Annotated in this window: 13 protein-coding genes and 1 tRNA gene; 10 read left to right on the top strand and 4 right to left on the bottom strand. The window is 74.7% G+C overall.

Annotated features, from left to right (window positions below):
- The 6 genes from ABT299_RS41870 to ABT299_RS41845 all read left to right on the top strand — a co-directional run.
- On the top strand, positions 1-360 hold a 360-nt coding region (locus ABT299_RS41870; protein ID WP_500254143.1), incomplete at its 5' end, for a tyrosine-type recombinase/integrase.
- A 149-nt stretch (positions 361-509) separates the two neighbouring features.
- On the top strand, positions 510-1538 hold the full coding sequence (locus tag ABT299_RS41865; protein WP_500254142.1) for a hypothetical protein: 1029 nt from the start codon (positions 510-512) through the stop codon (positions 1536-1538).
- 97 nt (positions 1539-1635) lie between these two features.
- Positions 1636-1706: transfer RNA gene (locus ABT299_RS41860), tRNA-Asn, on the top strand.
- Between the two features lie 24 nt (positions 1707-1730).
- Positions 1731-2171, top strand: coding sequence for an HNH endonuclease (locus ABT299_RS41855; RefSeq protein WP_190854101.1), 441 nt, complete (start codon positions 1731-1733; stop codon positions 2169-2171).
- Between the two features lie 189 nt (positions 2172-2360).
- Positions 2361-3380 carry a coiled-coil domain-containing protein gene (locus ABT299_RS41850; protein WP_347256585.1) on the top strand — a complete coding sequence of 340 codons (1020 nt, stop codon included), beginning with the start codon at positions 2361-2363 and terminating at the stop codon, positions 3378-3380.
- A gap of 12 nt (positions 3381-3392) precedes the next feature.
- On the top strand, positions 3393-4229 hold the full coding sequence (locus tag ABT299_RS41845; RefSeq protein WP_500254141.1) for an endonuclease/exonuclease/phosphatase family protein: 837 nt from the start codon (positions 3393-3395) through the stop codon (positions 4227-4229).
- Between the two features lie 7 nt (positions 4230-4236).
- On the opposite strand, the gene ABT299_RS41840 is transcribed toward ABT299_RS41845, so the two are convergent.
- Complete coding sequence (locus tag ABT299_RS41840) at positions 4237-5292, bottom strand: Gfo/Idh/MocA family oxidoreductase (protein WP_500254140.1); 1056 nt, start codon at positions 5290-5292, stop codon at positions 4237-4239.
- Positions 5293-5422: 130 nt separating this feature from the next.
- Between ABT299_RS41840 and ABT299_RS41835 the strand changes: the two genes are divergently transcribed.
- Positions 5423-7069, top strand: coding sequence for an NAD(P)/FAD-dependent oxidoreductase (locus ABT299_RS41835; protein WP_500254139.1), 1647 nt, complete (start codon positions 5423-5425; stop codon positions 7067-7069).
- 73 nt (positions 7070-7142) lie between these two features.
- Positions 7143-8564: an ATP-binding protein gene (locus ABT299_RS41830; RefSeq protein ID WP_500254138.1), complete on the top strand. Its 1422-nt coding sequence runs from the start codon at positions 7143-7145 to the stop codon at positions 8562-8564.
- Between the two features lie 236 nt (positions 8565-8800).
- On the opposite strand, the gene ABT299_RS41825 is transcribed toward ABT299_RS41830, so the two are convergent.
- Positions 8801-9202, bottom strand: a complete 402-nt coding sequence (locus ABT299_RS41825; protein WP_190854091.1) for a VOC family protein — start codon at positions 9200-9202, stop codon at positions 8801-8803.
- Between the two features lie 56 nt (positions 9203-9258).
- Between ABT299_RS41825 and ABT299_RS41820 the strand changes: the two genes are divergently transcribed.
- Entirely contained in the window at positions 9259-9717 is a 459-nt protein-coding gene (locus ABT299_RS41820; protein WP_500254137.1) for a MarR family winged helix-turn-helix transcriptional regulator, read from the top strand.
- A gap of 42 nt (positions 9718-9759) precedes the next feature.
- Here ABT299_RS41820 and ABT299_RS41815 read toward each other — a convergent pair whose 3' ends face one another.
- Entirely contained in the window at positions 9760-10758 is a 999-nt protein-coding gene (locus tag ABT299_RS41815; protein ID WP_500254136.1) for a zinc-dependent alcohol dehydrogenase family protein, read from the bottom strand.
- Between the two features lie 134 nt (positions 10759-10892).
- Here ABT299_RS41815 and ABT299_RS41810 point away from each other — a divergent pair, with 134 nt between their 5' ends.
- Positions 10893-11828 carry an AraC family transcriptional regulator gene (locus tag ABT299_RS41810; protein ID WP_500254135.1) on the top strand — a complete coding sequence of 312 codons (936 nt, stop codon included), beginning with the start codon at positions 10893-10895 and terminating at the stop codon, positions 11826-11828.
- A gap of 21 nt (positions 11829-11849) precedes the next feature.
- On the opposite strand, the gene ABT299_RS41805 is transcribed toward ABT299_RS41810, so the two are convergent.
- A complete protein-coding gene (locus ABT299_RS41805; protein ID WP_190854083.1) occupies positions 11850-12812 on the bottom strand; it encodes a GlxA family transcriptional regulator in 963 nt (320 codons plus the stop codon).
- Positions 12813-12854: the final 42 nt, after the last annotated feature.

Genomic DNA, 12854 nt, shown 5'->3' with positions numbered 1-12854 from the left:
GAAGGCGACGACTTCGCGCCCGTGACCGGCCAGACCTACCGGCGCGTCTGGGGCAAGGCGCGCAAGAACGCTCTGAGCGGCTCTGAGCGGGCCTCCCGGCTGGCTGAGCGGCCGTATGACCTGCGGCACGGAAACGCCTCCCTGCTGCTCAACTCCGGCGTTCCGGCAACCGAGGTCGCCCGGCGGCTGGGGCACTCGGTCCAGATGCTCTACACCACATACGCGCACTGGTTCGACGGCATGGAGCAAGCCGCGAACGCTGCCGTTGACGCTGCCCTCGCGGACGGCGACACGCTGACCTGCGAAAACTCCGACAGCGGGCCAGCTACGGGCCAAAAGGGCAGGGGCGGCGGCTCATGACCGCGTATCCGCTGGTCGCAGCCATGATCGCGGCACCTTGAACGTTCACCACAGAATCCTGTTCTGGTTCCGTCCGCCACCGTCGGCGGCCACGCTGAGACCCCGGGCGCGGCAGGGGGCCGCGCCCGCGGAACGGGGGAGGCGGGCCCATGGGCGGGCGGTTCGTGCTGGAGGTCCCGGCGTCGGTGACCACGCGGTTCCTGGTGGCGACCCAGGAGAGGACGCTCCCCGGGCCCGGCCGCCTCCCGGACTCCCTCGGCGGCGGAGCGCTCGCGCGCGAGGCCGCCGCGATGCTCGCGTCCGCCGTCCTCGCCGTCGAACCCGTCACGCGCCCGTCCGCCGACCTGAAGGCCCGCTTCCACCGGCTCGCCGCACCGCACGGCCGGCTCGGGACGGTCGTCGCCGCCCGCCGGCACATCGCGGTCACCGCCGAGGGCCCGCCCGCGGGGCAGCCGCGGTCCGCGCAGGCCGCCCGGCTCGCCGCCCGCGCCCTCGCCGCGGACGTCGGCGGCACCGTCGCCGACCTGGACTCCCGCCAGATCCTTCCCGGCACGCCACCGGACGCGGAACCGGACGTGGAACCGGAGCGGTTCGCCCTCGGCCGCGGCTGGGTGTCGGTCTTCGTCACGCTCGACCCCGGCGACGGCGTCCGCGCCCGCATCGACACGGCAGGCCTGCACCGCTTCGGCCTGCCGGAGGTCGCCGCGCGGCACGTGCCGTACGCGAGCGTCCTCGCGGCCGCCCACCTCGTCCGCGGGCTGGCCTGGCAGCTGGTCGCCGAGCAGACCGCGTGGCTCGGCCGGGGCCACCGCGACCGCACCCGCGCCACCCGCCGGGAACGCGCCGTGTCCGCCGCCGACGTGCTGCGCTACTGGGGCGCCGGGCCGCCCGCCCTCGCTCCCGGCGCCGCGGAGGCCGTCGCCGTCCGCCTCGGCTGGACCGGCACCGACTGCCCCGACTGCGCCGCCGCCATCGAGGCCGTCCCGCCCGTCCGCGTGCCGTCCGGCCCGCCGGTCTCCGGTGCGTACGGCCCGGTCCGGTGCGCGTCGCCCCCGCACGCCGGCCCCGCCGAGGACGCATGGTGGCGCGCGGCGGCGGAGGCGATGCCGAAGATCGCCCGAGCCGCCCCCGCCCCGTCCGGCCGGCCCCGCGCCCTCCGGCACCGGCGGGCGGCCTGAAGCGGGCGGGAAAAACCGTTGCCTTTGCGGGGCGTGCGTCGGCATTCTGATGGAGGCTTCCGGGAAATGCCCGGAAACCGGAGAATTTCCGGAACATTGTCTCGTAGTTCAACGGCAGAACGCCGCACTGTTAATGCGGATATCCAGGTTCGAATCCTGGCGGGACAGCGGCCCGGGGTGGGAGGTGACCCGGTGAACGTGCTCGTCCTGAACGCGTCGTACGAGCCTTTACAAAAGGTCGACCTGCGGCACGCCATCCGCATGCTGGTCCGCGAGGTGGCGGTCGTCGAGGAGGCGGAGGAGGGCCGGACCATCGGCCGCTTCCCGGTGCCGCGGGTGCTGAGGCTCGTCCGGTACGTCGCGATGCGGTGGCGGTACGGCCGCCGGCCGCCGTGGAGCAAGCGCGGCGTCTACCTGCGCGATCGGGGCCGGTGCGGCTACTGCGGGCAGCGCGGCAACACGATCGACCACGTCCACCCGCAGTCGCGCGGCGGCGGGAACACCTGGGAGAACACCGTCCTGGCCTGCGGCCGCTGCAACAACCGCAAGGCGGACCGGACGCCCCGCGAGGCCGGGCTGCGGCTGCGCTGGGAGCCGCGGGCCCCGCGCTGGGAGGACCTCGTCGGGACCTGAGGGGAGGCCGCCGGACCCCGTCCGGCGGCACGGGGGAGGGGCCGGATCGCCTGCGGGCGGTCCGGCCCTCTTCGCCGTCTTCCGTGGTGTCCGCGTCACCCAGTGTGCTTGCCCGAATGTCGGAGGGTTTGTGGTGATTGTGGTAGCGTGCCCGCCAATCTCCGACCCTCTGTTATCCGGGAGTGATCTGTGGCGGCCTTCGGTCCCTTCGGCAGGACGGCGCGCCCGGCCGGCGGGCGCCGGGCGGCGCGGCGGCTCGCGGTGGTCGTCCTCGCGGCCGGGATGTCGGCGGCGCTCCCCCCGGCCGCCGGCGGCGCCGCCCGCGTGCCCGCCGAGCCGAAGAAGGACCTCGCGAAGGAGTACGCGAAGCTCAAGAAGCGCGCGGACACGCTGTCCAAGCAGTACCGCGGCGAGCTGGTCTCCCTCGAGGAGGCCAAGAAGGCCGCCGAGCGGGCGGGCGCCGACGCCGCCCGGGCCGACCGGGAGTACGGCGCGGCAAGGCTCTCCGTCGCCCGCATCGCCTCCACCAGCTACATGACCGGACGGCTCGACGTCATCCCGATCGTCACCTCCGGGGACCCGTCGTCGGCGCTGCGCGACGCGTCGGTGGTCGAGCACATCAGCCAGGACAACGGGCGCCGCGTCGAGAGCCTCGAGCAGCTGAACGCCAAGGCGTCGCAGTCGCACCGGGCGGCGCAGGCGAAGCTGGACGAGGTGCGCAAGGAGATCGACGACCTGGAGGGCCAGCGCGCCCGCGTCAAGAAGCTGCTCGCCAAGTACAAGCCCGAGACGCCGAAGGCCCCGGCGGGCGGCGGGAAGCCCGACGGCGTCTCCGGGAGCAAGTCGCCGATCGTGGGCAACTCCATGACCGCGCGGATGCGGACCGCCCTGCTGGCGATCGACGGGAAGTTCGGGCCGTTCCCCACCATCGGCTGCTCGCGCCCCGGCGACCCGCAGGACCACGGCTCCGGCACCGCCTGCGACTTCATGGAGAGCACCGGCGGGAAGATGCCGAGCGCGTCCGCCCAGGCGCACGGCGACCGCGTCGCCCAGTACGTGATCGACAACGCGTCCCGGCTCGGCATCAAGTACGTCATCTGGCGGCAGCGCATCTACGACATGCGCGGCAGCGGCGGATGGCGCCAGATGGAGGACCGCGGCAGCGTCACCCAGAACCACTACGACCACGTCCACGTGTCCGTGCTGTGACACGCTCACCGCATGGGCTATGACGTCGAGGAGCCGTACGGGCCGCTGATCGAGACGACGATCCGGGTGGCGACCTGGAACGTCTGGGACCGCTACGGCCCCTACCGGGAGCGCGAGGCGGCGATCATCGCGGCTCTCCGCGAAGCGGCGCCCGACGTGCTCGTCCTCGTCGAGGCGTGGGAGGACGGGGACGACTCGCTCGCGGCGCGCCTCGGCGAGCCGCTCGGCCTCCCGCACGCGGTCTTCGGCGGATCCGGCTCCGGGGCCGTGCCGGGCGCCCGCTCGGGGGTCGCGGTCCTGTCGCGCTGGCCGCAGGAGCGGACGGGCGAGCGCCCGCTCGGCGACCCGGGCGGCACCGACGGCGGCCTCACCGTCTCGGCCGAGGTCCGGGGACCGCGCGGTCCCGTCCACGTGTTCGGCGTCGCGCTGGGCTACAAGCTCGGGCACAGCGGGCAGCGGCAGGAGCAGGTCCGCGACCTCGCCGCGTACGTGCGCGAGACGGCGGGACGCGACGCGCCGGCGGTGGTCGCGGGCGACTTCAACGCCGACCCCGGCTCGGACGAGATCCGCATGCTCACCGGCCGCGCCGCCGTGGGCGCGCCCGGCGTCGTCTTCTACGACGCGTGGGAGACGGCGGGCGACGGAACGCCCGGCCACACCTGGAGCAATGCCAACCCCTGGACGCGGCCCGTCCTGTGGCCGGACCGCCGTATCGACCACATCTTCTCGGCGTGGCCCCGCGCGGGCGGCGCGGGCCATCCGGTGCACTGCGCGCTGCTGGGCGTCGAACCGGTGGACGGCGTCGTCGCGTCCGACCACTACGGCGTGCTGGCCGACCTCCGCTACTGACCGGCCGTCACTCCGGGCGGGTGCCGACGACGGCGCCCTCGTCGGCCGACCGGAGGGCGGCCTCGATGACCTCCAGCCCCGTGATCGCGTCGGCGAGGGTGACCGGCGGGGGCGCCTCGCCGCGCAGCGTGCGCGCCACCGCCGCGTAGAACTCGTGGTAGGCGCCGGGGGCGGTCGGCTCCGGGCGCTCGTCGCCGGGCGTGCCGACCAGGCCGTACGACTCGGGCGGCGCGATGCCGTAGCCGGGGTCCTTCGGCGTGAGGCCGGCGCGCAGCGCCTCCTCCTGCCCGTCCATCCCGCTCACCGTGTACGCGGCGCGGTCGCCGAGGACGCGGAACCGCGGCCCGAGCTGCGCGGCGGTCGCGCTCATCCAGAGGTGGGAGCGGGTCCCGCCGCGGTGCTCCAGCGCCACGAACACGTCGTCGGGCGCCGCGGCGCCGCGCCGCCGCGTGTCGATCTCGGCGTAGACCCGGTCGGGGCGGCCGAACAGCGCGACCGCCTGGTCGATCAGGTGGGAGCCGAGGTCGTAGAGGATGCCGCCGGCGTCGCGCGGGTCCGCGCTCTCCTTCCAGCCGGACCTCACCTCGGGCCGCCACCGCTCGAACCGGGACTCGAACCGCAGCAGCCCGCCGAGCGCGCCGGAGCCGGCCAGCCGCAGCACGGTCCGGTAGTCGCCGTCCCAGCGCCGGTTGTGGAACGGGATCACCGGCAGCCCCCGGACGGCGCTCAGCGCGGCGAGGGACCGGGCGTCCGCCGCCGTCGCCGCGACCGGCTTGTCCACGACGACCGGGAGCCCCGAGGTCAGCGCGGTGCGGGCGAGCGGGACGTGCTGCCGGTTCGGGGCGGCGACCACCACCAGGTCGTAGCCGCCGGACGCCTCCCACAGCCGGTCCGGGCTGGCGAGGACGGTCGTCTCCGGGTAGCGCTCGGCGACGGCCCGCTGCCGCTCCGGGTTCCCCGTGACGACCGCGGCGAGCCGCATCCCCGGCACCGAGGAGATCAGGGGAGCGTGGAACACCGAGCCCCCGGTGCCGTATCCGATCAGCGCTGCACGCAGGTCCATGCGACGATCATTGCCGATGCGGTCCCGGCCGCGGGGCGCCGGGGTGCCGGCCGGCCGGTGCGGGCGGGACGCGGCCGGGCCGGGCCACGTAGGCTTTTGCCCGGGGATGTCATGGGATGAGGGGGACGCGTTGTCCAAACCAGTGCTGCTGACCGTCGACGACGATCCGGGCGTGTCCCGGGCGGTCGCGCGGGACCTGCGCCGCCGGTACGCCGAGTCGTACCGGATCGTCCGCGCCGAGTCGGGGCGGCAGGCCCTGGAGGCGCTGAGCGAGCTGCGGCTGCGCGGCGACGACACGGCGGTCCTGCTCGCCGACCACCGGATGCCCGAGATGAACGGCGTGGAGTTCCTCGAGCGCGCCATGGACCTGTTCCCGTACGCGCGCCGGGTCCTGCTGACCGCCTACGCCGACACCGACGCCGCGATCCGCGCGATCAACGTCGTCGACCTCGACCACTACCTGCTGAAGCCATGGAACCCGCCGGAGGAGAGGTTCTACCCGGTGATCGACGCGCAGCTGGACGCGTGGCGGCGCACCGACCGGTCCCGGCCCGCCGAGCTGCGGGTCGTCGGGCACCGCTGGTCGGCCCGCTGCTACGAGGTCCGCGACTTCCTGGCCCGCCACCAGGCGCCCTACACCTGGCTGATGGACACCGACCCGGAGGGCGCGGAGCTGATCGCGGCGGCGGGGTCGCCGGAGCTGCCGCTGGTGGTGACGGCCGGCGGGGAGACGCTGTGCGCGCCGTCGGACGCGGAGCTGGCGTCGGTGATCGGGCTGCCGAGCACCCCGTCCACCGGGTTCTACGACCTGATCGTGGTGGGCGGCGGGCCGTCCGGGCTCGGCGCCGCGGTGTACGGGGCGTCCGAGGGGCTGAAGACCGTCGTGGTGGAGCGGCGGGCGCTCGGCGGGCAGGCCGGGCAGAGCTCCCGGATCGAGAACTACCTCGGCTTCCCCGACGGGGTGACCGGCCAGCAGCTCGCCGACCGGGCGCGCCGGCAGGCCGACCGGTTCGGCGCCGAGCTGCTGCAGGCGGGGGAGGTCGTCGGGCTGGAGGCGCGCGGCACGGCCCGGGTGGCGCGGCTGGCCGACGGCACGGAGATCGCGGCGCACGCCGTCATCCTCGCCAGCGGCGTGTCGTACCGGCGGCTGAACGCCGAGGGCGTGGACGACTTCGTCGGGCGCGGCGTGTACTACGGCGCGGCGCTCACCGAGGCGCCGTCGTGCGCGGACGAGGAGGTCGCCGTCGTCGGCGGCGCCAACTCCGCCGGCCAGGCGGCCGTGCACCTGGCCAAGTACGCCAAGACGGTGCACATCATCGTCCGGGCCGACGGCCTGGAGAAGTCGATGTCGCACTACCTGATCGAGCAGATCGAGCAGACGCCCAACATCGAGGTCCACACCGGCAAGACGGTCTGCGCCGCCGAGGGCGCCGACCGGCTCGAGCGCCTCACGTTCGCGTGGCCGGGCGGGAAGAAGACCATCGACGCCCACTGGCTGTTCGTGTTCATCGGCGCCGAGCCGGGCACGGACTGGCTGGACGGCTTCGTCGAGCGCGACGCGCGCGGGTACGTCGTCACCGGCCCCGACCTGGTCGCCGGCGGGCGCCGCCCGGCCGGGTGGCCGCTGGCCCGCCAGCCGTACCACCTGGAGACCAGCGTCCCCGGCGTGTTCGCGGCGGGGGACGTCCGCTCGGAGTCGATGAAGCGCGTGGCGTCCGCCGTGGGCGACGGCGCCATGGCCGTGGCGCTCGTCCACCGCTATCTGGAACAGGCATGAGCGAAGCGAACCGGGGGGTGCGGGGGGTCGTCCCCCCGCAAGTGACAGGCGTGAGCCCTCGGAGGAGGCAGGCATGACCATGACCGCATCGCCGGAGGAGCTCCGGTCGCTGTTCCTCTTCGAGGACCTCGACGACGAGAAGCTCGAATGGCTGTCGGCCTGCGGCACCGTCGCCGAGATCCCCGCCGACGGGGTGATCTGCGCGCAGGGAGATCCGGCCGAGTTCCTGTACGTGCTGCTGGAGGGCGAGATGGTGATGAGCCAGCTCGTCCGGGACCACAGCGTCGAGACGAGCCGGACGTCGCGTCCCGGCACCTACGGCGGCGCCGTCCAGGCGTACCTGGACGACCAGATCGAGCAGAAGTACCAGCACACGCTCCGGGCGACGCGCCCGTCGCGGGTGTTCGTGCTGCCGGCCCGCAAGTTCAGCAAGGCCGTCCGCAAGTGGTTCCCGATGGCCACGCACCTGCTGGCCGGGATCTTCTTCGGGATGACGAACCTGCGGCGGTCCGTCGACCAGCGGGAGCGGCTCACCGCGCTCGGCACGATCACCGCGGGCCTCACCCACGAGCTGAACAACCCGGCGGCGGCCGCGGCGCGGGCCAGCGCCGAGCTCGGCGACCGGCTGCTCGCGGCGCAGAAGAGCCTCGCCGACCTCGCCGCGCAGGGCGCCGACTGCACGCGGCTGGCGGCGCTCGTGGCGCTGCGGCCCACGCTGCCCGCGGCGCCGGGCGCGCGGCGCAGCCCGCTGGAGGTCAGCGACGCCGAGGACGAGCTGGGCGACTGGCTGGAGGAGCACGGCGTCGCGGACGCCTGGGACCTGGCGCCCGGCCTCGTGTCCGCCGGGGTCGGGGTGGAGCAGGCCGAGGAGGTCGCGGAGGCGGCCGGCGAGCACCTGCCCTCGGCGATCCGGTGGCTGGCGGAGGTGATGGAGGTCGGGCAGCTCCAGGCGGAGATCTCCGAGGCGATGGACCGGATCACCGCGCTGCTGGACTCCGCGCGCCAGTACTCGCAGCTGGACCGGGCCGCCTACCAGCGGGTCGACCTGCGCGAGCTGCTGAACAGCACGCTGACGATGCTCAAGCGCAAGTTCGGGCCGGGGGTGACGGTCAAGACCGTCTACGACGAGTCGCTGCCGCCCGTCCCGGTGTACGCGGCGGAGCTGAACCAGGTATGGACGAACCTGATCGTGAACGCGCTGTACGCGATGGACGGCCAGGGCACGCTCACCATCCGGACGTCCCGGGTGAACGACCAGGCGATGGTGGAGATCGCCGACACCGGCTGCGGGATCCCCGAGGAGGACATCGACCGGATCTTCACGCCGTTCTTCACCACCAAGCCGGTGGGGCAGGGGACGGGCCTCGGGCTCGACATCTCCTGGCGGATCGTCGCCGACCGGCACGGCGGCGACATCAAGGTGGAGTCGCTGCCGGGCGACACCCGCTTCCAGGTGCTGCTGCCGCTGGCCGAGGCGTCCCGCAACGGGGACTGACGCCGCGCGTCCAGTCACATTCCGGCGGGGTGGCGCGCTCCTTTTCGTCGATGAGGGACAAGCGTCCGCCTCCCCTCGGGTGATGTGATCGGCGTACGGGCTCACACCGGGGTCGGCCCGGCGGACCCTCCCTCCGCCGGGCCGAACGCCCCCGTACCGCGGTGCCCTCTCGCGGTGCCCGTCCCGCGACGCCCGTGCCGGCACCCGCTCCCGCGCTGACCCCTTTCGGGGGCGGGTCAGTACGACTGGAGTTCGAGCAGGTTGCCGCCGGGGTCGCGCAGGTGCGCGGTCCGCAGCCCGGGCCCCCACTCCGGACGGTCCGCCGGCGCGGCCACCACCCGCCCGCCGAGCCCGGCCAGGGCGGCGGCGGCCTTCTCGACGTCGTCGACGCGGAACACCAGCATCGAGCCGTCCTGCCCGGACGGGGCGGGCAGGTCCGCGGTGCCCACCGCCTCGGCCATGCGGGCGCGCCCCATCAGGACCAGGACGCACTCGTCCTCGTGATCCCAGTTGGCGTACTGCGCGGCGGGGAGCATCTTGACGGGCCGGATGCCGAGCAGCTCGTCCAGCGCCGCGGTGTAGAACCGGGCGCAGGCGTCGAAGTCGTCCACCAGCAGGCGCGGGTAGAGCGCGTCCATGCCGCCTCCAATTCATGGGTGTTCACCAATGATGGGGGTAACCCTACAATAGGGGGATGGACGACACCGCGGGCCCGCTGCCGCCCCGCCTGCTCGCGATCACCACGTTCGTGCTGGCGCAGGTGGGCCGGACCGGCCGGGTCCGGATGGGCCGGATGATGGACGAGCACGGCCTCGGCCTGTGGCACTTCGCCGTGCTGTCCGCGCTGGACGACGCGGCCCCGGCCTCCCAGCGGGAGCTGGGCGCGCGGCTGCGCATCGACCCGAGCGACCTGGTCGAGGTGGTCGGCCGGCTGGAGGCGGCCGGGTTCGTCCGGCGCGAGCGCGACCCGTCCGACCGGCGCCGCTACGTGGTCGAGCCGACCGCCGAGGGCCGGGCGGAGCTGGACGCGATCGGCCGCCGCGCCGTCGAGCTGGACGCCGACCTCCTGGCCCCGCTGCCCGCCGCGGACCGGGCCGAGTTCGCGCGCATGGCGCGCGTGCTGCTGGCCCACCACGACCCGAGGGCCCGCTGACGCCCGGCGCCGCGGGGCCGCAGCGCCGGGCGAGGGAGCGCGCTAGTGCTCGACCGTGAGGACGATCTTGCCGAACTGGGTGTTGGACTCCAGATGGCGGTGGGCCGCGACGACGTCGGTCAGGTCGAAGGTGCGGTCGATCACGGGGGAGAGGGAGCCGGAGCGCAGGCCCGCGTTGATGAAGTGCTTCGCGCGGCGCAGCCGGGGCTCGCTGTCGACGGTGAGTTCGGTGAAGGCGTAGGTCCGGATGGTGCGGCCCCGGAAGTCGGGGGCGATGGGCATCGGCGCGGGGGTGGGGTCCAGCCAGCCGTAGAACAGGAGGGTGCCGTCCGGGGCGACCGCCTGGACGAGGGTGTCGACCGCCGGGCCCATGACGGCGTCGATGGCCAGGTCCACTTCGCGGCCGCCGGTGGCGGCGTCGATCTCCTTGAGGAGGTCCTGCTCCTGGACCGCGATGACGTGGGCGGCGCCGGCGTCGAGCAGCCGCTGCCTTTTGGCGCCGGTGCGGGTGGTGGCGATGGGGACGGCGCCGAGGTGGTTGGCGACCTGGATGGCGGCGAGGCCGACGCTGCTGGAGGCCGCGTTGACGAGCACGGTATCGCCGGGCCTGGTTCCGCCGAACTCGACCAGGAGGCCATAGGCGGTGGTGTAGGCCATCCAGGTGGCGGCCCCGGTCACCGCATCGACGCCGGCGGGCCGGTGCACCAGTGCGTGCGCCGGGAGGACGGCCGACTCCCCGTAGGTCCCGTACTCGGTCATGAGGAAGGTGGGCACGGCGCTGACGGCGTCGCCGGGCGCGAAGCCGTCGACGCCTTCGCCGACGGCCTCCACGACGCCGGCCGCCTCGTAGCCGATCCCGGACCCGGGAAGGTTCGGCTGGTAGACATAGGTGCCGGACCGGAAATTGGCCTCTGCCCGGTTCAGGCCGATCGCGTCGACGCGGACGCGGGCCTCGCCCTTTCCGGGTTCGCCGGGCGCCACCTCCCGCAGCCGGAGCACCTCCGGGCCGCCGAGCTCGTCGAAGAACACTGCCTTGGTCATCACGGATCCCCCTGGTCGGGCCGGCCGCGCCGATGCGAGCCGGGTCATGCCACCGTAGGAGGCCACGTCCGAGACCTTCAATAAGTGATCGTCTGGCAGGACCCAGCGATCGTCTCGGCATCTAGACTTCCGCCATGGACGTCCTCAGCGACACGATCACCGCCATGCACGCCGGACGGCCGCACGCCAACCGCCACGAGCTGCGCGCGCCGTGGGGCATGCGCTTCACCGCCGACAGCGGCGGCGCGTTCCACGTCGTGCTGGAGGGGTCCTGCTGGCTGCTGCCTCCGGACGGCGCCCCGCCGATCCGGCTCGGCGTCGGGGACGTGGCGTTCCTGCACGGGGCCGGCACGCACGGACTGGCCGACCACCCCGGAAGCCCGCTGGTGGACTTCGACATGCGGAGCCCGCAGGCCGGGCCGGAAGGCACCGGCGCTCCCACGATCGTGCTGTGCGGCGCCTACCTGCTGGACGGCAGCAGGGCGCACCCCCTGCTGGCGGAGGTCCCGCCCGTCGTCCACCTGCCCGCCCGGATCGGACGCCATCCCTCGCTGCGCGCGGCCGTCGACCTGCTCGGCGACGAGATGGGGCGGCCGCGCCCCGGAGCGGGGGCCATCGTGCCGGCGCTGCTCGACACGCTGCTGCTCTACATCCTGCGGGCCTGGTTCGAGGAGCGGACCGAGGACCCGGCCGCCACCGGCTGGACGGTGGCGCTCACCGACCCGGCGATCGCCGCGGCCCTCACCGCCATCCACGACGCGCCCGACCGGCCCTGGACGGTGGCCGAACTCGGCGCGCGGGCGGGGCTGTCCCGCGCCGCCTTCGCCAACCGGTTCACCGCCCTGGTCGGGCAGCCGCCCCTGACCTACCTGACCTGGTGGCGCATGACGATCGCGGCGCGGCTGCTGCGCCGCTCCGGCACGCCGCTGCGCGTGGTGGCGCGGCGGGCCGGCTACTCCTCGGACGTCGCCTTCGCCGCCGCGTTCAAGCGCGAGTACGGCATCACCCCCGGCCGCTACCGGACCATGAACGCGCGCCCGCGAGACGGCCGGACCACGGGCGGAGCGTAGGGGCGGACGGGCAGCCGGTGGTCACCGCGCGGCGGGCCGGCTCCGGGAGAAGGTGCGGCGGTAGGTGCGGGGCGGGACGCCGCGGCGCAGCGCGAACTGCTCGCGCAGCACGGCCGCGTCGCGGTAGCCGACCCGGCGGGCGACCTCCCGCACCGGCAGGTCCGTCGTCTCCAGCAGTTCCTCGGCCAGGTCGAGCCGCTGCGCGCGCAGCCACGCGTGAGGCGTCGCGCCGGTCGCGGCCTTGAACCGGCGCGCGAACGACCGGCGGCTCATCAGCGCCCGCGCCGCCAGCTCGTCCACCGGCAGCCGCCGGTCCAGGTTGCCGCGCGCCCACGCGATCACGTCGGCCAGCCGCCGGTCGTCCCCGTCGGACGGGACGGGCGCGTCGATGTACTGGGCCTGGCCGCCGTCCCGGTGCGGCGGAGTCACGAGGTCGCGGGCCACCCGGTTGGCGAGGGCCGCGCCGTGGTCCCGGCGCAGCAGGTGGAGGCAGAGGTCCAGGCCCGCCGCCGCCCCCGCCCCGGTCGCGACCGCGCCGTGGTCGATGTAGAGGGCGTCCGGGCGGACGGTGACCCGCGGGTGCGCCGCCGCGAGTCCGGCGGCGTGGCGCCAGTGCGTCGTGACGTCGAGGCCGTCCGCGAGCCCGGCCGCCGCGAGCAGGAACGTCCCGACGCAGTGGGCCGCGATGGTCGCGCCTCTTCCGCGGGCCTCCCGGAGCGCCTCCACGACGTCCGGGGGCGCGTCGCGGAACCCCGCGCCGGGCAGCAGCAGGACGAGGTCGGCCGAGGCGATCAGCTCGGGGCCGTGGCCGATGTGCGCCTCGAGACCGAGTTCGGTGCGCAGCGGGCCCGGCCGCTCGGCGCAGAGCCCGAGATCGAACGGCGGGACGCCGTCGCGGGGACCGAACACCGAGTTCGCGATCCCGAGGCTCAGCGCGGTGACCCCCTTCGGGGCGTAGGCGGCGATGCGCTGGAACGGGGGCATGCCGCCAGGATGGCACGAAACCCGCGATGGGTGGCAGATGGG

Source organism: Spirillospora sp. NPDC000708, from assembly GCF_040299565.1.
In the GTDB taxonomy this organism is placed as follows: Bacteria; Actinomycetota; Actinomycetes; order Streptosporangiales; family Streptosporangiaceae; genus Spirillospora.
The sequence above is the reverse complement of the archived record's forward strand: the minus strand, read 5'-3'. Positions and strand labels throughout refer to the sequence as shown.